Below are 21,217 nucleotides of genomic sequence, written 5' to 3'. Positions count from 1 at the left end.
GGCACCCCATGAAAACGCTTCCCCGATCCTTGATGTTGCTTGGGCCATTGCTGCTATTTCTGGGGCTGACCTATATCCTGCCCTTTTTGGGCGTCATGCGTTGGAGCGTGACCCAGCCCGAACTCGGCCTGGGGCAATATGCCACCGCGCTCAGTGATCCTTTGATCCTGTCGGTATTTGTACGCACCTTGCGGGTTTGCGTATTGGTTACCGTGTTTTCAGTGATCGGTGCCTATATCGTAACGCTGCTGTGGGTGCGTGGCAGCCCGGCGCAGCGGTTGGTGATGGAGCTATGCATCCTTATCCCGTTCTGGATTTCGCTGCTGACCCGCGCTTTTGGCTGGCTTGCCATGCTTTCCAATCGAGGCATCCTGAACAGTTGGCTAGAGACGCTCGGCATTATCAACGAGCCCCTTGCCATGGTGCGCAACGAATTCGGTGTTATCGTCGGTATGACGCATTTTTTGCTGCCCTTTGCGGTGTTTCCGCTGGCGACCGCCATGCGCAACGTCGATGAGCGCGTGCTGAAAGCCGCGCGCGGCATGGGGGCTGGCCGCGCCCGCGTGTTTTGGCAGGTGTTCGTGCCGATGACCGCAACGGGAATTCTTGGTGCGGCGCTTGTTGTGTTCGTCTTTTCACTCGGGTTCTTTGTCACCCCGGCCATTTTGGGCGGCGGGCGCAGCGTGATGGTGGCCGAGTTGATTTACCTCTACATCTTTCAAATCCCGAACTGGGGGCTTGCTGCCGCAATCAGTGTTCTGTTGATGTTGACGGTTGGCGCGCTGATGGTGCTGTTGATGCGCATCACCAATCCGGAGAAAAACAACAATGCCTAATCGCCCCGGTTTCATCATCTCTGTTCTGGCGGCCTTGGTTGCGGTGTTTTTGTTGATGCCGCTGATCGCGGTTGTTCCGGTATCCTTTACCCCGGCACGCTATCTTTCGGTGCCAACCGATGAATGGTCACTGCGCCACTATCGTTCGCTGATCGAAAACCCCGATTGGGGTCGGTCGGTCTGGTTGTCACTGCGCATCGGCCTGACAAGTGCGACACTGGCCACCGCTATGGCCTTGTTTTTCAGCCTTGGCATCTGGATGTTGCGGCCGCGTTTCGCGGGCGTGATGATGGGCGTGGCGCTGCTGCCAATGGTTGCGCCGCCCGTGGTATCGGCGCTGACGCTTTATTTCTTTCTGATCTCGTTGGGGGGGTACACGGATGTCGTCGCCTATGACACTTTTGCAGGGGTCGTGCTGGCCCATTCGGTGATGATTGTGCCCTTTGCTGTGGTCTTGATCACAGTGGCGCTCAGCCAGGTGGACAGGCGCATAGATCTGGCCGCACGGGCGATGGGGGCGGCAATTGGAACGCGGATTTTCCGCGTCATCCTGCCCAATATCCGGTTTGGCGTGATGGTGGCTTTTTTCCTGACATTCATGCTGTCATGGGAAGAGATCGGCGTGACGATCTTTGTTACATCGGTCAATATCGCCACGCTGCCCCGGATGATGTGGATGGGGCTACGCGATAACATCGACCCCGCAATCGCAGCCATTTCAGTGGTGCTGATTGTTCTGGTGGTCAGCGCCATCCTGCTGCGAACGCTGTTCCAGGCCGTCGCGCGCAAACGGGGCGAGGGCAAGACAACATGACAATCTCAACCGGTCAATACCTGACAGCATTGCTGGAAGCCTATGGCGTGGATGTCGTGTTCGGTATCCCCGGTGTGCATACAGTCGAGCTTTACCGTGGGCTGGATGGCAGTTCGATCCGCCATGTGACGCCGCGCCACGAACAGGGGGCGGGCTTTATGGCCGACGGCTATGCACGGGTCAGCGGCAGGCCCGGTGTCTGTTTCATCATCACCGGCCCCGGAATGACGAATATCACAACCGCGATGGGGCAGGCCTATGCCGACAGCATCCCGATGTTGGTGATTTCCACGGTCAATTCGCATGGGCGCATGGGGTCTGGCGAGGGCTGGCTGCACGAGATGCCCGACCAGCGCGGCATGATAGAAAAGGTTGCCGCCTTTAGCCGCACGATCCACCGCCCGGAGGAGCTTGCCACCGCGCTGGCACAGGCCTTTGCCGTGTTCGAGGGCGCAAGGCCGCGCCCCGTGCACCTGGAATTGCCAATGAATGTGATGCTGGCATCCGCCGACCATTTGCCCGCCCCCCGGCGTGCGGCGGCCTTGGCACGCCCGGCCCCTGCCCCGGATGCCTTGGCCAAGGCGCGCCAGTTTCTGGCAGATGCCAAGCGCCCGATGATTTTGGTCGGCGGCGGTGCCGTGCGGGCAGCCAAAGCCGTGCAGGCCCTGGCCGAGAAACTTGACGCCCCCGTGGTGATGACGACCAATGCACGGGGGCTGTTGCCGCCCTCGCACCCGCTGGCGGTCAGCCTTACGCCGTCCATGCCAGAAACGCGGCAGCTCATCACGCAGGCTGATGTGGTGCTGGCGCTGGGCACCGAGTTCGGGCTGACCGATTACGATTTTTATGAGGACGGCGGTTTTGATGTGCCCGGTCGGCTGATCCGGGTCGATCTGGACCCGGTGCAGATCCGGCGCGGGCCGCTGGCCGATATCGGGATGATTGCCGATGCCAATGAGGCGGCGCTGGCCCTGGCCAGCGGTTTGGCCGCCTTGGGCACATGTGATGGTGCCGCAAGGGCGGCAAAGGCGATGCGTGGCTGTGCCAATCTGCCAGTCGCGATGCGTGGCGACCTGAAGATGCTGGAGGTCATGCGCGATACCCTGCCCGACGCGGTCTTGGTCGGGGATTCCACCCAGCTTGTCTATGCAGGCAACACCGGCTTTGCCGCGGCCACACCCGGAAGCTACTTCAATTCCGCAACCGGATTCGGCACGCTCGGCTATGGCCTGCCTGCAGCAATCGGGGCTGCATTGGCTGCCCCGAAGCGACCGGTTATCGCATTGGTGGGGGATGGTGGTTTGCAATTCTTACTGGCGGAACTGGTCAGCGCGGTCGAGGCCGAAGTGCCGGTAATCTTGATGTTGCATGACAACAACGGCTATGGCGAGATCAAATCCTATATGCAGAGCAACGGCATCACGCCGCTGGGCGTCGATATCCTGACACCGGATATTGCGGCGATTGCAGCGGCTTGCGGTTGGAAGGTCAAACGCCCTGAAAGCGCCGAAAGCCTTTCAGATGATCTGCAGGGGGCAGCAAAAGCTGCGTGCCCGGTCATGCTCATTTTTGGGGATGAATTGCGCCAAAAGTTCCAACAGCCCTTTGCGGCAAGGCAATGACCCAGGAAAAGCTGCGCAACCTGCTTGTCCCAAGACCACGCGCGGCACTTGGCTGTGGCGCCAGCTTTGCGGGGCCGCTTGGTGCCAAACCCACACATTGGCTTGAAGCGGCCTCGGCCGCGTGGTTCAACATGTTCCACAACTTGGGCCAGGGACCTGAACGCCCCAACAAGGACACGCAACGCCATGAACGCCTCGCATTTCCCAAATCTGTTCTCGCCACTTCAGCTAGGAGATCTGACGGTCAAGAACCGCATCGTTTCAACCGGCCATGAAACCCACCTGAATGAGCGTGGCCAAATTGGCGAGGCCATGATCGCCTATCATGAGGCGCGCGCAAAAGGCGGGGCCGGTTTGATTGTCATCGAGGTGGCGCTTGCCCATGCCAGCGGTGTGTTTGTGGCCCATCCCATTCGCATCGACAGTGATGATTGCATCCCCGGCTATCGCAATCTGGCCCAGGCGTTGCATAAATACGATTGCGGCGTTGTCGCGCAGCTTTTCCATCCGGGGCGCGAAATTCTTGCATCCGAAGACGGCACCGCCCCTGTTTCCTATAGCGCCTCTGCCACCCCGAATGAGCGGTTTCATGTGATGCCCCGGTCTATGCCCATCGAGATGGTCGAAGAGGTGATTGCCGCTTTCGGCGATGCAGCCGTGCGGATGCAAAAGGCCGGGTTGGACGGCGTCGAGATTGTCGCCTCTCACGGCTATTTGCCGGCCCAGTTTCTCAACGCCCAGGTCAATATGCGCGATGATGACTATGGCGGCACGCTGGAAAACCGAACCCGTTTCATTCGGGCGATTGCCGCCGATATCCGCAAAAAGACCTCACCGGGCTTTGTGATCGGTTTGCGGCTGTCAGGGGATGAGCGCAGCCATGAGGGTATGGAGGCCCCCGAGATGCAAGCGGCCTGCGAGAGGATCGCGCGCGATGGCGATCTGACCTATCTCAGCGTGGTTGCGGGGTCTTCGGCGACCTTGGCGGGCTCTGTCCATATCGCGGCCCCCATGTATGAAAACATCGGCTATACCGCCCCTTTGGCCGATGGTATTCGTGCCCGAACCGGCCTGCCTACGATCGTGACGGGGCGCATCAACCAGCCGCAGGATGCCGAGCGGATACTTGCCTCGGGTCAGGCGGATATGTGCGGGATGACGCGCGCAATGATCTGCGACCCCGAGATCGGCAACAAGGCGCGCGACGGGCGCGTGGATGATATTCGCGCCTGCATCGCCTGCAATCAGGCCTGCATCGGGCATTTTCATGCAGGCTATCCGATCTCTTGCATTCAGAACCCGGTAAGCGGGCGCGAATTGGCATACGGCACGGTCATGCCTGCCACGCAAAAGCGGCGCATTATGGTGATCGGGGGCGGCCCGGGCGGGATGAAAGCCGCCGCGACCGCGGCAGAACGCGGGCATGATGTGACACTTTTTGAACGCGATGCACAGCTTGGTGGGCAGGCCCGCCTCGCACAGCTTTTGCCGCACCGCGCCGAATTTGGCGGTATCATCACCAACCTTGCGCGCGAAATGGAACTGGCGGGGGTTAAAGTGCGCAAACAGGTGTTGGTCGACAAGGCCGTTATCACAGAGTTTGCGCCAGATGTGGTGATCGTGGCAAGTGGCGCAACGCCGCGCTGGCCCGCGTTTGAAGGCCGCGATAGCGCCCATGTCGTCGATGCGTGGCAGGTGTTGCGTGGCGAGGTGAAAGTCGGGCCATCGGCTGTCGTTGCTGATTGGCGCGCCGACTGGATCGGTATCGGTGTGGCCGAAATGCTGGCGCAGCAGGGCTGTTCTGTCACACTGGCGGTGAATGGTTACATGCCGGGGCAAACCATCCAGATGTATGTTCGCGATGCCAGCATCGCCCGGCTGCACAAACTCGGCGTTACCATGGTTCCTTACGTCCGTCTGTTTGGCGCTGATGAAGATACCGTCTATCTTCAACATCTTATGAGCGGTGAACCCGTGATCTGCGAAGGGGTTGATACGCTGGTGCTGGCGCAGGGCCACACGCCTGACACCAGCGTCGAAACCATGCTGCGCGCGCTTGGCCTGCCGCATCACCTGATTGGTGATTGTATCGCACCGCGCACAGCCGAAGAAGCGGTGCTGGAGGGGCTGCGGATCGGGCGCGCCCTGTAGCCGCGCCGTAGCACCAGTGCCTAAACCTCCGTGTCATATCCGGCATTTTCGACCCGCAGGCTGTTTCCCCATTTCCGCCCGCACATGATGGCGACAATCACGCGTTTCGCAGGTTTTCGCCATTGACCTTGAGATCGGGGCGGTTGCCGCCGCCTGCTGGCATATATGAAATGTCGCGCGATGGTTTGCCCCCACCTCCAATGAACAACTTGGCCAGCAATCGCGCATTGACGGCTTGGCGATGGCCTTCAATCGCCAAGCCATCGACGGGCGCGCGACGGTTGTGAGGCGCGCAATCTGTTTGCGCTCAGGCGTGTCTGTATAAAAGATATCGCGACCCCACATCTTTCAGCTTCTGCCCAGATAAAAAAATCATCCTGAAAGGGAAACAGCGCACCAGAGCCGCGCAATGATAAATGTAAGGATTCTCAATTGTTCCTCTTGTCATGGCCGTCAAATGCAGGCTAAAGACAGCAGAACGGAGCGGTGGCCGAGTGGTCGAAGGCGCACGCCTGGAAAGTGTGTAGGCGGGGAACCGTCTCGAGGGTTCGAATCCCTCTCGCTCCGCCATTTGCGCAATCCAAGCCATTGAAATATAAGGGAAACGCAAAATCGCTTCCCCCCTATCCTTCCCCCAGCGCGTCGCGGATGCTCTCGGATTGTAGCGGATCAAGTGCAGCATGTTTTCGGCGCAGTACTGCCAGTACCCAAGCACTTCTGGCCGCAGGGTCGCCCGCAAATCCTTCAGCGCGTAGCAAAAACTCTGCTTCGGGTTCATCATTCCGACGCTGGATAGATTGCCAGCCCGTTGCAGTCAGCACCTTTGCACGATTGGCGATACTTACCAGATCGCCTGCATCATCGCGCCACGTCTCTTTGAATATCATTAAACGCGGTTCCTCGGCCACGGGCTTTCTTATGGCTTCCAGCTTGGCAAGTCGCCGCCGCAGCGTCATGGCTTGCCATTTTCCAAGGCCAGCAAGCGGGCTTCCAGTTCAGTTGTTTCCAATGTTCGGCGGTAGGTTTCGATAAGGCTCATGACATGCGCGCCTTCGGTCGGGGTCAGATCGCCAATCGCCACGGCTGCCAGCAGCGCCGCCGCGCCCTTGGCTGCATCGGCTGCCGATTTCATGCGGGGAAGCGCGAAGGAAACAGGTGCATCTTTGCGCGGGGGCGCGATACGTTCGAGACACAATCGCAGCGCCGCCGTATCGCCTGCCAGCGCGGCTTCCACAGCCTTTTGCGTAGGGCTCGGCCTGACCGTCCAGAAGCGCCAATGCGGCCTGTGTGGCCCTATGCCGCGCCCCCTTGCCCGCATACCTGACTACAAGATCACCCGTGGCGACGATCTGCTGCCGTGGAAAACTGCAGCATAGGGGCGGCCAAACCGGACGTTTACGAATTCCAAACTATCGATTCATTTTCAGGCTATTGCGAGATAGCGGGGGACGCATCGGATGTGGGCAATGAGGAGCCAAGTTTAGGCGCTTGCGATGGGCTGTCCCAATCTTTTGGCAGCCCTCGGCATCGCCCCAGCCATGTGCGCGTTTGGCAACCCAGCGGTGCGGCACGGTTTTGAAGCCATCCAACGGTGCCCGACCAATCAAACAGCGTAAGCGTTTCCTAGGCGGCACCTTCCCAGTTTTTGCCTGACCTGCGACTCCACGGCTGATGGAGATCGGGGCAGGAGTTTCGCGATGGCGACTACGGTGGAGTTTCTCAGGGACTACGGTGTGGAGATACGGGCCAATGGTCAGAAGCGGTGGCCAGACGAGGTCAAGGCGCAGATCGTTGCAGAAAGCCTGATGCCTGGTGTGACGGTGAACGCGGTTGCGGCGCGGTATGGGCTTCGGGCGAACCACTTGTCGGAATGGCGTGGTCGGGCGCGCGACGGGAAGTTGGTTTTGCCTGCGCTGGCGGACAGCGGCTTTTGTTTTGCGCCTCTTGTGCTGTTGGATGAGAATACTAGTGCTGTGCCAACGCGTCCTGAGCGGCCGGGCCAGTCTGAAGCGCAGCCCTTGGGATTTATCGAGATCGCCGTGGGCCAGGTGACAATCCGGTTGGACGGTGCAACGACAGCCACGCGGATTGCCGAGATTGTGCGGGCGATCGGGCCGTCGTCATGATGCTCCCCTCGAACCGAGTGCGGTTTCTGGTCTCGACGCAGCCTGTCGACTTCAGGAAAGGCCATGATGGCCTGGCAGCAATTGTGTCGTCTGTGCTACGCAAGGATCCGTTCACCGGCACGGTCTTTGTGTTCCGCTCGCGTAAGGCGGACAGGTTGAAGCTGCTCTTCTGGGATGGCACTGGCTTGGTGATGGCCTACAAGCGGCTGGAGGATGCGACATTCACTTGGCCCGCGATCAAGGATGGGGTGATGGCGCTGAACCACGCCCAGTTCGAGGCGCTGTTTGCGGGTCTCGACTGGCGCAAAGTAAAGGCATTGGAGGCACGCCCGCCAGCTGCGGCAGAGTGAATCAACCGCTTGGTTTGGCGTGTTTTTGCGGGGGTTTTTATGGTAGCTTCAGCCCATGCAAACCGCACCCGTCATCGACCTTTCCGCCATCCCGGCCGCGCAACGCGCGGCGGTGCTGGCGTTGATGGAAACGGTGGCGACACTGACAGAAATCACCCGTCGGCAAGAGCATCTCATCGCCGAGCTGAACCACGCCCTGCATGGCAAGCGGTCAGAAAAGCTGTCTGAAGATGAACGCCAGCTGGCGTTCGAAGACCTGTCCATCGCCTTGGCCGAGGTTGAGACAGAAAAGAAAACGCGGGCCGCCAAGGCGGACAACGGGACGACCAAGCCTACGCCCAAGCGCACCATCGGCAACCTGCCAGCCGCGCTGCCGCGGATCGAAGAGATCGTTGAGCCCGCCAGCCTGATCTGCCCCTGTGGCTGCGGTGTCATGCACAAGATCGGCGAAGACCGCAGCGAGCGGCTGGACATCGTGCCGGCGCAGTTGCGCGTCATCGTGACCGTGCGGCCGAAGTATGCCTGCCGGACCTGCACCGACGGGGTGACCCAAGCCCCAGCACCCAGCCATCTGATCATGGGCGGCCTGCCGACCGAGGCCACCATCGCCCATGTGCTGGTCAGCAAATATGCGGACCATCTTCCCTTGTATCGCCAGAGCCAGATCATGGCACGGGCGGGCCTCGATCTGCACCGCGCCGTGCTGGCCGACTGGGTCGGCAAGGCTGCGTTCCACCTGAAACCCATCGTTGACCGGCTGGCCGACCACCTGAAGCGGTCATCCAAACTGTTCATGGACGAGACAACAGCCCCGGTGCTGGACCCGGGGCGCGGTGTGACAAAGACCGGATATCTCTGGGCGCTCGCCCGTGATGACAGGCCGTGGGGCGGCGAGGACCCGCCCGGCGTCGTCTACTTCTATGCCCCCGGCCGCGCGGGCGAGAATGCCGAAACCTTCCTCACCGGCTTCGATGGCATCCTGCAGATCGATGGTTACACCGGCTACAACCGCCTGACCAAACCCGCGCGCAAGGGAGGTGCGCCCATTCGGGTGGCGCACTGCTGGGCGCATGCCCGACGCAAACTCAAGGAGGTCTTCGATCGCGACGGATCGGAGATCGCCGCCGAGGGTCTGCGCCGCATCGCTGAGTTCTATGCCGTCGAGGCCGACATCCGCGGCGTCTCGCAAGGCCAGCGCCTATCTGCCCGCCAAGCCCGCACCGCGCCGTTGGTGGCCGCATTCGGTGACTGGCTGCAGACCCATCGCCGCAAGATCTCCGCAAAATCCCGCCTGGGCGAAAAGCTGACCTACATCCATAACCACTGGGACGGGCTGCAAACCTTCCTGCAGGACGGCAGCGTGGAGATTGACTCCAACAGGGTTGAAAACCTGATCCGCCCGATAGCCCTTAATCGCAAAAACGCGCTCTTCGCCCCCTCTCGGGATTTTGGCCTTGCCAAAACCCTGCCGGGCAACGGGGCATGACGAAGGCGGCATCGCCTGGGGCCGCATCGCCTCGCTCATCGAGACCTGCAAGATTAACGGCATCGAGCCCTTTGCCTATCTCAAGGCAACCCTGACCGCGATTGCCAACGGCCACCCACAAAGCCGCCTAGACGACCTGCTGCCGTGGAACTTCACGCCGCCAAGATAAGGTGACAGTGCTACCCAGCGACCGCTTACCAAACAGCGGCCCTAATGCAGCATTTGGTTTTGGACTACGGTTGCCAACTCGTTCAGTGAAAAAGGCTTGGCGAGGAATACCGAATTGGGGATTCGCGCCTGGTTTTCCGAGAGGCAATCCTCGGCATATCCGGAAACAAAAACCACACGCACATCCGGACGGTCGCGCAAAGCCTGCCGCACCCAAGCAGGGCCATCCATCCCCGGCATGACCACATCGGTGACAAAAACGTCAACTTCCAATGATGGGTCTTCCAGCGTCTTGAGAGCGACTTCAGCGCTCTCCGCCTCCAGAACAGTGTATCCACGCAGGCGCAAGGCGCGCGAGGCAAAAGCCCTTACGGGGGCTTCATCCTCAACGAGTAGAACTATGCCCTCTCCGGCCTTGTTGAGCGGCACTGCTGCCGGCTTGTGCTGCGTTGCCTGGGTGGTTTTGGCACCTTCATGTACCGGGAAATAGAGGGTAAAGACCGATCCCTTCTGGAGTTCACTCTCTACAAATACAAAGCCACCGGATTGCTTTACGATTCCGTAAACCGTTGATAGCCCTAGCCCTGTTCCTTTGCCGACCCCCTTCGTGGTTACGAAAGGTTCGAATATCTTTTGATATTGATCCTGGGCAGTTCCGCAACCTTCATCAATCACGCGAATAACCGAGTATTTTCCCCTGGGTACAACAACCCGTTCATGTGGCATATCTTGGGAGAGCGTAATTGATTCAGTCTCGACTCGAATTATGCCGCCATCTTCCATTGCGTCGCGTGCGTTGACGACAAGATTCATCAAAACCTGTTCCAACTGCCGCTTGTCGGCGCGGATCATCCCGATTTCGGTGGCATGGGTCAGTACCAGTTTCACCCGTTCCCCGACGAGGCGGTTCAAGAGATGCGTCATGTCTGACAACACTTCATGCAAGTTGATATACTCTGGTTTGAGGGTTTGCTTGCGTGAAAATGCAAGCAATTGACCGACGAGACTGGCGGCCCGATTTACGTTTTGGTGAATCTGCACAAGATCGGCATATTCTGGGTCGGTCTGTGTGTGGCGCAACAGCAGCAGGTCGCAATGTCCGGATATTGCGGTTAAAAGATTGTTGAAATCATGCGCGATTCCGCCAGCAAGTTGACCGATTGCCTGCATCTTCTGACTTTGGACAAACTGTGCCTCCAGTGTTTTCAAGGCAGTTGCGTCTTGCAAAATCGCAAGCACGCCAGGAAGCCCATTGTCAACGATGCGCCGCAACGCGACTTGCATGAATACGTCGCTGCCATCACGGTGCAGCCGCATCACCTCGGCGGCCTCGGCAACCCGTTCGGCCAAAACATCATCCATCCAATCTGTCACGGACCTGCCAAGCCCTTCAAAAAGATCATGGATTGGTGGTCTTTCATTTGCAGTGAGCTTGGTCAGCCCCCGCGCAGAGGCATTGACCGACCGCATGGTTCCATCAGCCCTGAACTTGATCATTGCGATGGGAAGGTTTTCAAAATCCGCGACCGTTTCGGTGCCGTTCGGGTGTTCATCAACCGGCAAAAGATAGATTTCACGGCGTTCACCAATGCCATCAATTTCAGCCAGAATCGCACGCACGGGCCCTTCGGCAGCAGCAATTTCAACCACTTCCCCGGACCGCAGAACCGGAGAGGTGAACACCCGATCCATCCGCTTGGGTCGCGACCCAAGCAATCTGCGCATCGCTTCATTGGTAAAAAGAACGACCCCGGTCTTGTTGGCCACCATCATGGGCAGGCTTAGCATTTCGGCCCCGCGCCCCGCCTGGGACCGATCGACAAATTCTTCCAGACGCCAAAGAAAGCGTTTGCTGGCCAGAATATGAACCGAAAGCCGCGTATGCCCGCGTCGCGTAACCACATCCTCGCGGGCAGCGCCTGAATTTCTTGCCCGGCTTTGCAGGCGGAACAAGACCGATGCCGGGCTTGCAAAATGGTCATTCAGCTTTGCAATCAACGTTGCGCCTTTTGCCGATCCAAATCGCTCATGGGCTGCGGCGTTCATGTACAACACATGGCCAAAATCATCGGTTGTAAAACAAGGCGTTGCGTCTTTTCCCACAAGGGTCTGCAGGTCACGCGCCCGCCGGCGATCCGCGCGACTGGACCAGAAAACGAGGCCGCGTATCAATAAAATAAGCGAAGCAAAGGTTATACCCGCAACCGCAGCCGTTTGCTGGGTGGCCTTGTCAGGGGCGAGATAGCTGATAACCAAACATCCGATTGCCGCAGCCAAAAGCAGCCAGGCCTTTGGCCCAAGCTCCTTTGCCGTATCAACCAGATTGCGCCCAAGCTCCAAGGCTTTCGCCACTCTCATCTCCAACCATCGTTCGATTGCCTGACACTAGAGCAATAATCATTAACCAGCCCTTAACAGCCAACGCCAAACACTCGGGGGGTGCAAGATAAAAACAGGCGCTACCGCTCTTGGGTCGTTGGCGCGCGCGGCTTTTGCCCTGCAGCGTTTCGTCTTTAACCTGAAACACAGCCCATCACATAACGCGTTGAAATCATTTATGTCAGGAAGGCTTCACGGCGAAACGCCCTGACCAGCCCAAGATACCAGCCGCCGCTGAAAATCGACACATCGGCCATAAAAAAACGGCCCGGAAAACCGGGCCGCTTTTGACATATCGGGCAGAAATCTTAGCCGGCCAGTGTTTTGGCAACTTCGGCTGCGAAATCTTCTTCTTTTTTCTCGATGCCCTCGCCAACGGCCATGCGCACGAAAGCCGTCACTTCAATGCCGGCATCCTTTGCGGCCTGTGCCACAGTGATATCGGGGTTGATAACGAATTTCTGCCCCATCAGCGTGTTCTCTTCGAGAAACTTCTTCATACGGCCCGGAATGATGTTGTTTTCGATCACCGAATCCGGCTTTGGCTTGGCCGAAGAGGCGTTTTCTTCCAGGGCTTTCTGGGTCTGTACGGCGCGCTCACGCTCTACCAGGGCCGGATCCAGATCTGCTTCGGCCAGCGCCAACGGGTTGGTTGCCGCAATATGCATCGCAATCTGCTTTGCAATCCCGTTATCGGTGCCTTTGATCGCAACCAGCACACCGATCTTGCCCATACCATCGGCGGCTGCGTTATGCACATAGGCCGCTACGCTATCGCCCTCAACCACGGCCATACGGCGCAGTGACAGCTTTTCGCCGATCACGGCAACAGCCGAGGTTATGGTGTCGTCAACCGATTTGCCGTTCATCTCGGCGGCAGCCAGGCCTTCAACCGACGAAGCCCCGAAAGCGGCTTGGGTGATACCCGTCACCAGCTTTTGAAAGTCAGCGTTCTTCGCAACGAAATCGGTTTCCGAGTTCACTTCGACAGCAACGCCCTTACCGCCCGAAACTGCCACGCCAACCAAGCCTTCCGCAGCAATGCGGTCGGCTTTTTTGGCGGCTTTCGCCAGGCCCTTGGTGCGCAACCAGTCAATCGCGGCATCCATGTTGCCATCAACTTCGATCAACGCTTTTTTCGCATCCATCATCCCTGCGCCCGACATTTCGCGCAGTTCTTTTACCATTTGTGCGGTGATAGCCATCGTGGCTCTCCTCATATCATGCAGAAATCCCGGCGGGGCTTACCCCCACCGGGTAACATCAAGACGGCAGGTCTCAGGCTTCGGCAGCGGGCTCGGCCACGGCTTCTTCCATCGGTGCGTCTTCCAGCGCGCCAAGGTCGATACCTGCAGCACCCATCTGGGCCGACATACCGTCCAAGGCAGCGCGCGAAATCAGGTCGCAATACAGCGCAATCGCGCGGGCCGCATCGTCGTTGCCGGGGATCACATAGTCGATACCCTTGGGCGAGCAGTTGGTGTCAACCACGGCGACGACCGGAATGCCCAGCTTGTTGGCTTCCAGAATCGCAAGGTCTTCCTTGCCAACGTCAATGATAAAGATCAGGTCCGGAATCCCGCCCATTTCACGGATACCGCCAAGCGAGGCTTGCAACTTGCCCTGCTCGCGTTCCATGTTCAGGCGCTCTTTCTTGGTCAGGCCTTCGGCGCCATTCGCCATCAGCTCATCAAATTGCTTGAGACGCTGGATCGACTGGGAAACGGTTTTCCAGTTGGTCAGCGTGCCACCAAGCCAGCGGTGGTTCATGTAAAACTGTGCGGATTTCTCGGCAGCTTCGGCCACGGCCTTTTGCGCCTGACGCTTGGTGCCGACGAACAGCACGCGGCCGCCCTTGGCAACCGTGTCGCGCACAACCTTCAGCGCCTGATCCAGCATCGGAACAGTCTGCGTCAGGTCAAGAATGTGAATGCCGTTGCGGTCGCCGTAGATGTATTCACCCATCTTCGGGTTCCAACGTGCGGTCTGGTGACCGTAGTGTACGCCAGCTTCCAACAACTGACGCATGGTGAACTCAGGAAGAGCCATGTCTTATCCTTTTCCGGTTTGATCCTCGGCAGGGCCGTCTTTAGAACTTGCGTTCCAACCGGCGGACCTTTTCGGGATTTCTCCCCGAAACGGCCCAAGCCCCACCTGTGAAGTGCGCAGCCATTACCGCGCCCCCAAACCGATTGCAAGGCCCCTGCCCCGGCTTTCGCCCAAGCCCTGCCGTTTTCAGGCATCCCACACTTCACTCTTGCGAAACGGCAAGGTTCAGGTAAAGAAATGACTATGAACACGCCCGATATCCTTTGCATCGGCTCCGTCCTGTGGGATGTGATTGGCCGCTCTCCCGCCTCGCTGCGGCTTGGCTCTGACGTGCCGGGGCGTATCACGCGCCTTCCGGGCGGTGTTGCCCTGAATATCGCGATGACGCTGCGCCGCTTTGGCCTGACGCCTGCCCTGCTATCTGCCGTGGGGCGCGATGCCGAGGGGGATGAGCTGGCCGCGCGCTGCGTGCAACTGGGATTGATCACCGAAACGCTCTATCGTTCGGATGATCTGCCAACCGATGTCTACATGGCGATCGAGGGGGCGAATGGCCTGATTGCCGCCATCGCCGATGCCCATTCGCTGGAGGCGGCGGGCGATAAAATCCTGCGCCCCCTTTCGGATGGCCGTTTGGGCAGCGCCGAGGCACCCTATAGTGGCATCATCGCGCTTGATGGCAATCTGACCCTGTCGCTGCTGGCGCAAATCGCCGCTTCGCCACTGTTTGCCGCCGCCGATCTGCGGGTTGCCTCGGCCAGCCCCGGCAAGGCCGAACGGCTGTTGCCGCTGCTCACCCATCCCGGTGCCACGCTTTATGTGAACCTGGAAGAGGCGGGGCTGCTGGCCAAGGAACCATTCGCCACCGCACCCGAGGCCGCCGAAGGGTTGCTGGCCCGCGGCGCTTCGCGCGTGCTGGTAACCAACGGCGGCAAAACCTGCGCCGAAGGCACGCAGGGTCTGGCCGTAATCACCGCCACCCCGCCGCAGGTCATGGTGACCCGCGTCACCGGCGCAGGCGATACATTCATGGCGGCCCATATCGTCGCCACCCGCAGCCACGCCCCCCGGCAAGAGGCGCTTGACCGCGCTATCACCACCGCCGCCCATTACGTGTCAGGAGACATCGGAACATGACAAACGCGCCCCTTTCAATCCTGCCCGAAGTAGCCGATGCCCTTGCCGCCGGTGGTGCCGTCGTGGCGCTGGAAAGCACCATCATCACCCATGGCATGCCCTATCCGCAAAACGTGGAAATGGCGAAAACCGTGGAACAAGATATCCGTGATGGCGGTGCCATTCCTGCAACAATCGCGGTCATGGCGGGTAAAATCCACATTGGCTTGTCGCCAGAACAGCTTGAAACCCTTGGAAAAACGCCAGACGCGCGCAAACTGTCGCGCGCCGATATGGCGGCCTGCCTGATCTCAGGCGATACTGGCGCTACCACGGTTGCCGCCACCATGATCGGCGCGCGGCTTGCCGGGATTGACGTGTTCGCGACCGGCGGTATCGGCGGCGTGCATCGCGGCGCTGAAACCTCATTCGACATTTCGGCCGATTTGCACGAATTGGCGCAAACCCCTGTCACCGTCATCGCCGCCGGTGCCAAGGCAATTCTTGATATCCCCAAGACCATGGAAGTGCTGGAAACCCTTGGCGTGCCGGTCATCGCTTATGGTCAATCCGAGATCCCGGCGTTCTGGGCCCGCGCCTCTGGCCTGATCGCCCCGCTGCGCTTTGACAGCGCCACTGAAATCGCCGCCGCCCATCTCATGCGGGCGCGGCTTGGCCTGACTGGCGGGCAGTTGGTTGCCAACCCGATTCCGCTGGCCGATGAAATTCCACTGCCCGAAATTCTGCCGATGGTCGAACAGGCATTGGCCGAGGCAGAGGCCCAGGGCATCGCTGCAAAATCCGTCACCCCCTTCTTGTTGGGCCGGATATTCGAGCTGACCGAAGGTCGCTCGTTGACCGCCAATATCTCACTTGTGCGCAACAATGCCCGCCTTGGTGCCGAAATTGCCATCGCGATCAGCAAAGCCCGCAGAAACCGTTAATCTCTCATCGCTTTGCCATTGTAACCCCTCGGCGGCGTCCTTAAATTGCGCCCGTCCAGAGGGGTTGAAATGACCGAACATAACCACGCAGCAGCAAAGAAGCGCGGCCTTTTCGGGGGGTTGCGCAGCAGTTTTCTGACCGGGCTTGTGGTGGTCTTGCCCATCGGGCTGACGCTCTACCTGATCTGGACGGTCACGGGCTGGATTGACGGCTTTGTCCTGCCCTTCATTCCGGAAAAATACCAACCCTCGGAATGGTTTGGCTATTGGTTTTGCCCCTCTCCGCATCAACCAGCAACCGGGATCAGCCGGTTTTGGGCCTCGGACCCGACAAAGCCACCGTTTTTCTGCAAAGAGAACGGCATCAACCTGCGCGGCACCGGGGTTATCATTTTTCTCGTCTTTACCATTTTCATGGGCTGGATCGCGCGCGGGCTTATCGGGCGGTCGTTCCTGCACTGGGCTGAACGGCTGGTTGATCGTACCCCTGTTGTGCGCAGCATCTACAGCGGCATCAAACAAATCGCTGAAACCGTTTTTGCACAAACCGATCAGAATTTTGACAAGGCTTGCCTTGTCGAATACCCCAAGGAAGGCATCTGGGCCATTGGCTTTGTCTCTACCAACGCCAAGGGCGAGATTGCGGCGAAATTCCCCGAGCATGAAGAAATGCTGTCGGTGTTTCTGCCTACCACGCCCAACCCGACTTCTGGTTTTTTGCTGTTCGTCCCCAGTACGGATGTGCGGATACTGGATATGAAGATCGAGGATGCCGCCAAGCTGATCATCTCGGCTGGTTTGGTCTATCCCAGTGGCAAGGACAAAGACGGCGTGCCGGTGACCCAGCCCCCCGCCTCTGTGCCATAGGCGATGATCAAAGCGGCTTAGTCAAGCAGTGCCACCGGGTCCACCGTGCCCTTTTTCCCCAGGTCATTGGCGTGTTTGGATAAAAACGCATCTGCAGCAACACGCCCCGCCGCCCTGAGCCGTGCCAGAGATGCGGGGTTCGGCAACAGCTTGCTGCTGGCCGTCAGTGCATTCATCAAAGGATCATCCGCGATCAGGTGAAGGGCGACATCTTTCATGCTGCCCGGCGCAATCATCCCCTTTGCCAGCAACCGCTTTACAAAGGCAATCGCGCGCAAATCGCGCAAAAGCGGCGCGTTGAAGCTGATCTCATTGATGCGGTTCTGGATTTCCAACGGGGTATCGGGGACGGCCTCGCGGTACAAAGGATTGATTGCCACAAGAATAAGGTCAGCCGGCAAGTCCTTTTCATACAACGGAAAAAGTGCCGGGTTTCCGGAATATCCGCCATCCCACCATGCCTCTGTCCGGCCGGTTACCGGATGCGGCACCTCAACCGCCTGAAACGCCGTTGGCAGGCAGGACGAGGCCAAAAGCGCCTCGGGTGTGATCTTTTGCCCCGAGAACACCCCGATCTTGCCATCGCGCACATTGGTCGCATTCACGAACAGCCGCGGCCCTGCCTCGGCACAGACCTGCGAAAAATCAAAGCCTGCCACCACCGGGGCCAGCGGGTTTTTCCATGCAGCCCCCAGTGCATAGGGTGAAAACAACTGGGCCGCTATGCCTTGCGGGGATGTGTTGAACGTGGCCTCCCACACATCTGTCATGGCAGCGGCAAAGGGCAAGACCGGCTGCATCCACGCGCTTAGCCGCATATCCCCCACCGTACCAACCGTGGCCCAAAGCGCCGCAAGTGCTTCGCGCGCGCCATCTCGGCCACCCGCAACCATGCCCGCCTTGAACGCAGCACCATTCAGGGCACCGGCCGAGGTGCCGGAAATCGCGGCCACCTCCAGCCAGGTTTCATCCAGCAAACGATCAAGCACACCCCAGGTAAACGCGCCATGGGCACCGCCCCCCTGAAGGGCCAGATTGACCCGAACAGGCTTCACTCTTTATTCCAATGCACAAGAATATCCGACAGCAGCACACCATCAATCGTCATGCCGGTGATATCGGCATCGGTCAGCACCAGCCCGCGCAGGGAGACATGATCAATCACCATGCCTGACATGTTCACATCATGCAGCCTGGCCCCCGACAGGTTCACATTCTCAAACGTACCCCCCGCCAGATCAACCTCCTCAAACACGGCATTGCTCATGGCTGAATCGCGAAACTCGGCCCCGGCAAGGCAAACCCGGCTAAAGCTTGCCCCCTGCAAGACCTGATCCTCGAATACCAGCGTTTCGGTGCCGTCCTTTTGCGTGCTCATAGCGCCGTCCAGCCGCCGTCAACGGAAATTGTGCTGCCGGTAATCTGATCCGCGGCCGAGGAACACAGGAATACGACCGTTCCCCCGATCTGCGCGGTGGTGGCAAACTGGCGGCTTGGCTGGCGGTCCAGCATCACCTCACGGATCACGGTTTCGCGGTCCATGTTGTGGGTTTTCATCTGGTCGGGTATCTGCGCTTCGACCAAGGGGGTCAGCACATAGCCGGGACACACCGCGTTACAGGTAATGCCGGCCCCCGCTGTTTCCAGCGCCGTCACCTTTGATAGCCCCACGATCCCATGCTTGGCCGCGACATAGGCCGATTTATACGGGCTTGCGGTCAAGCCATGCGCCGAGGCAATGTTGACCACCCGCCCCCAGCCCTTTGCCCGCATCATGGGCAACGCTGCAGCCGTGGTATGAAACGCCGACGACAGATTGATCGCCAAAATCGCATTCCATTTATCAACGGGGAATTCCTCAATCGGCGCAACATATTGGATGCCCGCATTATTGACCAGAATATCGCAGGCCCCCGCTGTTTCAATCAGCGCCCTGCATTGCTCGGGTTTCGACATATCGGCCTGAATATAGCGCACCGTCACGCCATGTTCGGCCGCAATACTTGCGGCCAGCGCGTGATCTTCTTCGCGATCGGTAAACGAGTTTATCACGATATTCGCGCCCGCGCGCGCAAGCTCATGCGCAACGCCAAGCCCTATCCCTGAATTTGATCCCGTGATGACGGCACTTTTTTCCGGCGATTGATGAGGTGGCTGACATGAGCGAGTCCTTTTTGCTGCATTTGCACAAATGAGTTTGAGCAATAGATACAGCTTGCTGCGCCAAAGGAAACGCCCACATTGCCCAATCCGCACTCACTTCCCCGGCATGAGCCGCCTCAGGCCAAAAAAAACGCCAGCACAAGGCTGGCGTTGAGTTATTGAGGCAGGTTTCATACAGGCAAGAAACCTATCGAGCAGTTCCTACTTTATACGCGCTAACTTGCCGTAGGCCAAGTAAAAAGTTTGAAATAGCGTGCAACCAGCTTTAGTGTCCAAGCCAATAAGCCTTGGGTGATTGGGATTGTTGCCAGAATGAAACGTCAATTTTTTGCGAAACTCTACAGTGTGACAACTGCCGTTTTACTCTGTTGCACAGTGATTCCGGCCTCGGCCAGCCCCAAACATGGCATAGCTATGTATGGTGACCCCGCCCTTCCACCCGATTTTGTGTCTCTGCCTTATGCAAACCCCGATGCACCCGCTGGTGGACGCATCATTTTTGGCGAATCGGGCAGTTTCAATTCGCTGAATCCCTTCATCCTCAAAGGTCGCGCGCCCTGGGGCCAATCGGGTCTGACCACGGAAACGCTTTTGGGCCGCTCTTATGATGAACCCTTCACGCTTTACGGGCTGTTGGCCGAATCGGTTGATACCGATGAGGCCCGTTCTTACGTCGAGTTTACCTTGCGTCCCGAGGCAAGGTTTTCCGATGGCAGCCCCGTCACCGCCGAAGACGTGCTCTGGACCTTTCAAACCCTCGGCACTGTCGGCCATCCGCGCTATCTGAACGCTTGGACCAAGATCAAATCGGCTACGATCACCGGCCCGCGCTCTGTCAAATTCACCTTCAACGTGAAAGACCGCGAATTGCCGCTGATCCTTGGCCTGCGCCCGGTTTTGCAAAAGGCGCAATGGCAGGGCAAGGATTTTACCGCCTCCACGCTAGAGGCCCCTATCGGCTCTGGCCCCTATACCATCGGCAAATATGAGGCTGGTCGCTTTATCTCTTTCGTCAAGGACCCGAACTGGTGGGGCAAGGATCTGGCCTTCAACAAGGGGCGGCATAACCTGAATGAAGTGCGCTATGACTATTTCGGCGATGATGGTGTGGTGTTCGAGGCGTTCAAGGCTGGCGAAATCACCAGCTACCGCGAAACCAACGCGGCCAAATGGGCAGAGCAATACAGCTTTCCCGCCGTCACCTCGGGCGCGATCGTGAAATCCGAAATCCCGCATGCCCGCCCTTCGGGGATTGATGGTTTCGTGATGAACACCCGCCGCCCGCAATTCGCTGACTGGCGGGTGCGGCAGGCGCTGATTCTTGCCTTCAACTTTGAACAGATCAACACCACCGTTACCGGCGGCACTGCGCCGCGTATTCAATCCTATTTCTCCAACTCCATTCTGGGCATGGCCCCCGGCACCGCAGCCACCGGGCCCGAGCGTGACCTGCTGCTGCCTTTTGCCGACAGTCTGCTGCCGGGCGTGATAGACGGCTATGCGCTGCCCGTTGCGGATGGTGCGACCAACCGCAAGAACATCCGCGCCGCCAAGGCATTGCTGGAAGAGGCAGGCTGGAGCCCCGACGCGCAGGGCATCTTGAAAAATGCCGAAGGAAAAGCCTTTGCCTTTGATATCTTGCTGAACAATGGCGCGACCGAAATCACCACGATCGCGAATATGTATATCGAGGCGCTGAAACCGCTTGGAATCACCGCTACGCTGACCACCATCAATTCCGCGCAAATGACCGAACGCATCAACGCCTATGATTTTGATATGACCCATATCATTCGCGCGCTGTCACTGTCACCGGGGAATGAGCAAACCTTCTATTGGTCGGCCGCTGGCGTGACCGAACCGGGCAGTCGCAACCTGATGGGCATGAATGTGCCAGCCGCCGAGGCGATGATTTCAGCGATGCTGAACGCCAGCCGGCACGAAGATTTCATTGCTGCCACCCGCGCGCTGGACCGAATTTTGACCGCTGGTCGCTATGTTGTTCCTTTCTGGTTTGCAAAATATTCCAGTCTGGCGCATATAAAAGAGCTGAAATACCCCGCCACCTTACCGATTTATGGCGATTGGCCCGGCTTTCAGCCCGATGTATGGTGGTATCAACCTTAAAACAGCTCCGATCCAAAGG

General features: G+C 58.8%; 18 protein-coding genes, 1 tRNA gene and 1 pseudogene. 12 read left to right on the top strand and 8 right to left on the bottom strand.

Annotated elements, in window-relative coordinates:
* Nucleotides 1-8: 8 nt before the first annotated feature.
* From VDP61_RS15510 to VDP61_RS15490, 5 genes are all read left to right on the top strand, one after another.
* A complete protein-coding gene (locus VDP61_RS15510; protein WP_323007761.1) occupies nucleotides 9-836 on the top strand; it encodes an ABC transporter permease in 828 nt (275 codons plus the stop codon).
* On the top strand, nucleotides 829-1,650 hold the full coding sequence (locus VDP61_RS15505) for an ABC transporter permease (RefSeq protein ID WP_323007760.1): 822 nt from the start codon (nucleotides 829-831) through the stop codon (nucleotides 1,648-1,650). The genes VDP61_RS15510 and VDP61_RS15505 overlap by 8 nt, the downstream gene beginning before the upstream one ends.
* Nucleotides 1,647-3,272, top strand: a complete 1,626-nt coding sequence (locus tag VDP61_RS15500; RefSeq protein ID WP_323007759.1) for a 5-guanidino-2-oxopentanoate decarboxylase — start codon at nucleotides 1,647-1,649, stop codon at nucleotides 3,270-3,272. Before VDP61_RS15505 ends, VDP61_RS15500 begins: the two co-directional genes overlap by 4 nt.
* Before the next feature lie 186 nt (nucleotides 3,273-3,458).
* The gene (locus VDP61_RS15495; RefSeq protein WP_323007758.1) at nucleotides 3,459-5,423 is read left to right on the top strand and encodes an FAD-dependent oxidoreductase; all 1,965 of its coding nucleotides are present in this window, start codon (nucleotides 3,459-3,461) and stop codon (nucleotides 5,421-5,423) included.
* A 480-nt stretch (nucleotides 5,424-5,903) separates the two neighbouring features.
* Nucleotides 5,904-5,993: transfer RNA gene (locus tag VDP61_RS15490), tRNA-Ser, on the top strand.
* A gap of 53 nt (nucleotides 5,994-6,046) precedes the next feature.
* Here VDP61_RS15490 and VDP61_RS15485 read toward each other — a convergent pair.
* Complete coding sequence (locus VDP61_RS15485; protein ID WP_323007757.1) at nucleotides 6,047-6,310, bottom strand: hypothetical protein; 264 nt, start codon at nucleotides 6,308-6,310, stop codon at nucleotides 6,047-6,049.
* Nucleotides 6,311-6,375: 65 nt separating this feature from the next.
* Nucleotides 6,376-6,657, bottom strand: a complete 282-nt coding sequence (locus tag VDP61_RS15480; protein WP_323007756.1) for a hypothetical protein — start codon at nucleotides 6,655-6,657, stop codon at nucleotides 6,376-6,378.
* 463 nt (nucleotides 6,658-7,120) lie between these two features.
* Here VDP61_RS15480 and tnpA point away from each other — a divergent pair, with 463 nt between their 5' ends.
* The 3 genes and pseudogenes from tnpA (at nucleotide 7,121) to tnpC (ending at nucleotide 9,554) form a co-directional block, all read left to right on the top strand.
* The gene (tnpA, locus tag VDP61_RS15475; protein WP_323006559.1) at nucleotides 7,121-7,549 is read left to right on the top strand and encodes an IS66-like element accessory protein TnpA; all 429 of its coding nucleotides are present in this window, start codon (nucleotides 7,121-7,123) and stop codon (nucleotides 7,547-7,549) included.
* On the top strand, nucleotides 7,546-7,899 hold the full coding sequence (tnpB, locus tag VDP61_RS15470; RefSeq protein ID WP_323006560.1) for an IS66 family insertion sequence element accessory protein TnpB: 354 nt from the start codon (nucleotides 7,546-7,548) through the stop codon (nucleotides 7,897-7,899). The genes tnpA and tnpB overlap by 4 nt, the downstream gene beginning before the upstream one ends.
* Nucleotides 7,900-7,954: 55 nt before the next feature.
* Nucleotides 7,955-9,554: pseudogene (gene tnpC / locus VDP61_RS15465) on the top strand (IS66 family transposase).
* A gap of 41 nt (nucleotides 9,555-9,595) precedes the next feature.
* Here the strand turns inward: tnpC and VDP61_RS15460 are convergent.
* The 3 genes from VDP61_RS15460 to rpsB all read right to left on the bottom strand — a co-directional run bounded on the left by VDP61_RS15460 (nucleotide 9,596) and on the right by rpsB (nucleotide 13,981).
* Complete coding sequence (locus VDP61_RS15460; RefSeq protein ID WP_323007755.1) at nucleotides 9,596-11,905, bottom strand: ATP-binding protein; 2,310 nt, start codon at nucleotides 11,903-11,905, stop codon at nucleotides 9,596-9,598.
* Nucleotides 11,906-12,240: 335 nt separating this feature from the next.
* Nucleotides 12,241-13,137 carry a translation elongation factor Ts gene (gene tsf, locus VDP61_RS15455; RefSeq protein ID WP_323007754.1) on the bottom strand — a complete coding sequence of 299 codons (897 nt, stop codon included), beginning with the start codon at nucleotides 13,135-13,137 and terminating at the stop codon, nucleotides 12,241-12,243.
* A gap of 73 nt (nucleotides 13,138-13,210) precedes the next feature.
* Nucleotides 13,211-13,981 (bottom strand): 30S ribosomal protein S2, encoded by a 771-nt coding sequence (rpsB, locus tag VDP61_RS15450; protein WP_323007753.1) that lies wholly within the window; start codon nucleotides 13,979-13,981, stop codon nucleotides 13,211-13,213.
* A 237-nt stretch (nucleotides 13,982-14,218) separates the two neighbouring features.
* On the opposite strand from rpsB, the gene VDP61_RS15445 reads away from it, so the two are divergent.
* The 3 genes from VDP61_RS15445 to VDP61_RS15435 all read left to right on the top strand — a co-directional run bounded on the left by VDP61_RS15445 (nucleotide 14,219) and on the right by VDP61_RS15435 (nucleotide 16,908).
* Nucleotides 14,219-15,118: a PfkB family carbohydrate kinase gene (locus tag VDP61_RS15445; protein WP_323007752.1), complete on the top strand. Its 900-nt coding sequence runs from the start codon at nucleotides 14,219-14,221 to the stop codon at nucleotides 15,116-15,118.
* Nucleotides 15,115-16,041 (top strand): pseudouridine-5'-phosphate glycosidase, encoded by a 927-nt coding sequence (locus VDP61_RS15440; protein WP_323007751.1) that lies wholly within the window; start codon nucleotides 15,115-15,117, stop codon nucleotides 16,039-16,041. The genes VDP61_RS15445 and VDP61_RS15440 overlap by 4 nt, the downstream gene beginning before the upstream one ends.
* Nucleotides 16,042-16,110: 69 nt before the next feature.
* The gene (locus VDP61_RS15435) at nucleotides 16,111-16,908 is read left to right on the top strand and encodes a DUF502 domain-containing protein (protein ID WP_323007750.1); all 798 of its coding nucleotides are present in this window, start codon (nucleotides 16,111-16,113) and stop codon (nucleotides 16,906-16,908) included.
* A gap of 17 nt (nucleotides 16,909-16,925) precedes the next feature.
* Here the strand turns inward: VDP61_RS15435 and VDP61_RS15430 are convergent, their stop codons facing one another.
* Genes VDP61_RS15430 through VDP61_RS15420 form a run of 3 tightly spaced genes read right to left on the bottom strand, consistent with a single transcriptional unit; the run spans nucleotide 16,926 to nucleotide 19,101 of the window.
* The gene (locus VDP61_RS15430; RefSeq protein ID WP_323007749.1) at nucleotides 16,926-17,963 is read right to left on the bottom strand and encodes a patatin-like phospholipase family protein; all 1,038 of its coding nucleotides are present in this window, start codon (nucleotides 17,961-17,963) and stop codon (nucleotides 16,926-16,928) included.
* Complete coding sequence (locus tag VDP61_RS15425) at nucleotides 17,960-18,286, bottom strand: pentapeptide repeat-containing protein (RefSeq protein WP_323007748.1); 327 nt, start codon at nucleotides 18,284-18,286, stop codon at nucleotides 17,960-17,962. The genes VDP61_RS15430 and VDP61_RS15425 overlap by 4 nt, the downstream gene beginning before the upstream one ends.
* The gene (locus tag VDP61_RS15420) at nucleotides 18,283-19,101 is read right to left on the bottom strand and encodes a 3-hydroxybutyrate dehydrogenase (protein ID WP_323007779.1); all 819 of its coding nucleotides are present in this window, start codon (nucleotides 19,099-19,101) and stop codon (nucleotides 18,283-18,285) included. Before VDP61_RS15420 ends, VDP61_RS15425 begins: the two co-directional genes overlap by 4 nt.
* A 282-nt stretch (nucleotides 19,102-19,383) precedes the next feature.
* Here VDP61_RS15420 and VDP61_RS15415 point away from each other — a divergent pair, with 282 nt between their 5' ends.
* On the top strand, nucleotides 19,384-21,198 hold the full coding sequence (locus VDP61_RS15415; protein ID WP_323007747.1) for an extracellular solute-binding protein: 1,815 nt from the start codon (nucleotides 19,384-19,386) through the stop codon (nucleotides 21,196-21,198).
* The last annotated feature ends 19 nt before the right edge of the window (nucleotides 21,199-21,217 follow it).

The sequence above is a fragment of the Pseudorhodobacter sp. genome (assembly GCF_034675685.1).
Taxonomy (GTDB): domain Bacteria; phylum Pseudomonadota; class Alphaproteobacteria; order Rhodobacterales; family Rhodobacteraceae; genus Pseudorhodobacter.
This window is presented reverse-complemented; position numbering and strand designations above follow the sequence as displayed.

Bases quoted from the DNA above. Each gene is read 5' to 3' on its own strand.
- tnpA (WP_323006559.1), top strand. From the start codon at position 7,121: ATGGCGACTACGGTGGAGTTTCTCAGGGACTACGGTGTGGAGATACGG.
- VDP61_RS15415 (WP_323007747.1), top strand. From the start codon at position 19,384: ATGAAACGTCAATTTTTTGCGAAACTCTACAGTGTGACAACTGCCGTT.
- tnpB (WP_323006560.1), top strand. From the start codon at position 7,546: ATGATGCTCCCCTCGAACCGAGTGCGGTTTCTGGTCTCGACGCAGCCT.
- VDP61_RS15440 (WP_323007751.1), top strand. From the start codon at position 15,115: ATGACAAACGCGCCCCTTTCAATCCTGCCCGAAGTAGCCGATGCCCTT.
- VDP61_RS15505 (WP_323007760.1), top strand. From the start codon at position 829: ATGCCTAATCGCCCCGGTTTCATCATCTCTGTTCTGGCGGCCTTGGTT.
- VDP61_RS15425 (WP_323007748.1), bottom strand. From the start codon at position 18,286: ATGAGCACGCAAAAGGACGGCACCGAAACGCTGGTATTCGAGGATCAG.
- tsf (WP_323007754.1), bottom strand. From the start codon at position 13,137: ATGGCTATCACCGCACAAATGGTAAAAGAACTGCGCGAAATGTCGGGC.
- VDP61_RS15495 (WP_323007758.1), top strand. From the start codon at position 3,459: ATGAACGCCTCGCATTTCCCAAATCTGTTCTCGCCACTTCAGCTAGGA.
- VDP61_RS15435 (WP_323007750.1), top strand. From the start codon at position 16,111: ATGACCGAACATAACCACGCAGCAGCAAAGAAGCGCGGCCTTTTCGGG.
- VDP61_RS15510 (WP_323007761.1), top strand. From the start codon at position 9: ATGAAAACGCTTCCCCGATCCTTGATGTTGCTTGGGCCATTGCTGCTA.
- VDP61_RS15485 (WP_323007757.1), bottom strand. From the start codon at position 6,310: ATGATATTCAAAGAGACGTGGCGCGATGATGCAGGCGATCTGGTAAGT.
- rpsB (WP_323007753.1), bottom strand. From the start codon at position 13,981: ATGGCTCTTCCTGAGTTCACCATGCGTCAGTTGTTGGAAGCTGGCGTA.
- VDP61_RS15500 (WP_323007759.1), top strand. From the start codon at position 1,647: ATGACAATCTCAACCGGTCAATACCTGACAGCATTGCTGGAAGCCTAT.
- VDP61_RS15445 (WP_323007752.1), top strand. From the start codon at position 14,219: ATGACTATGAACACGCCCGATATCCTTTGCATCGGCTCCGTCCTGTGG.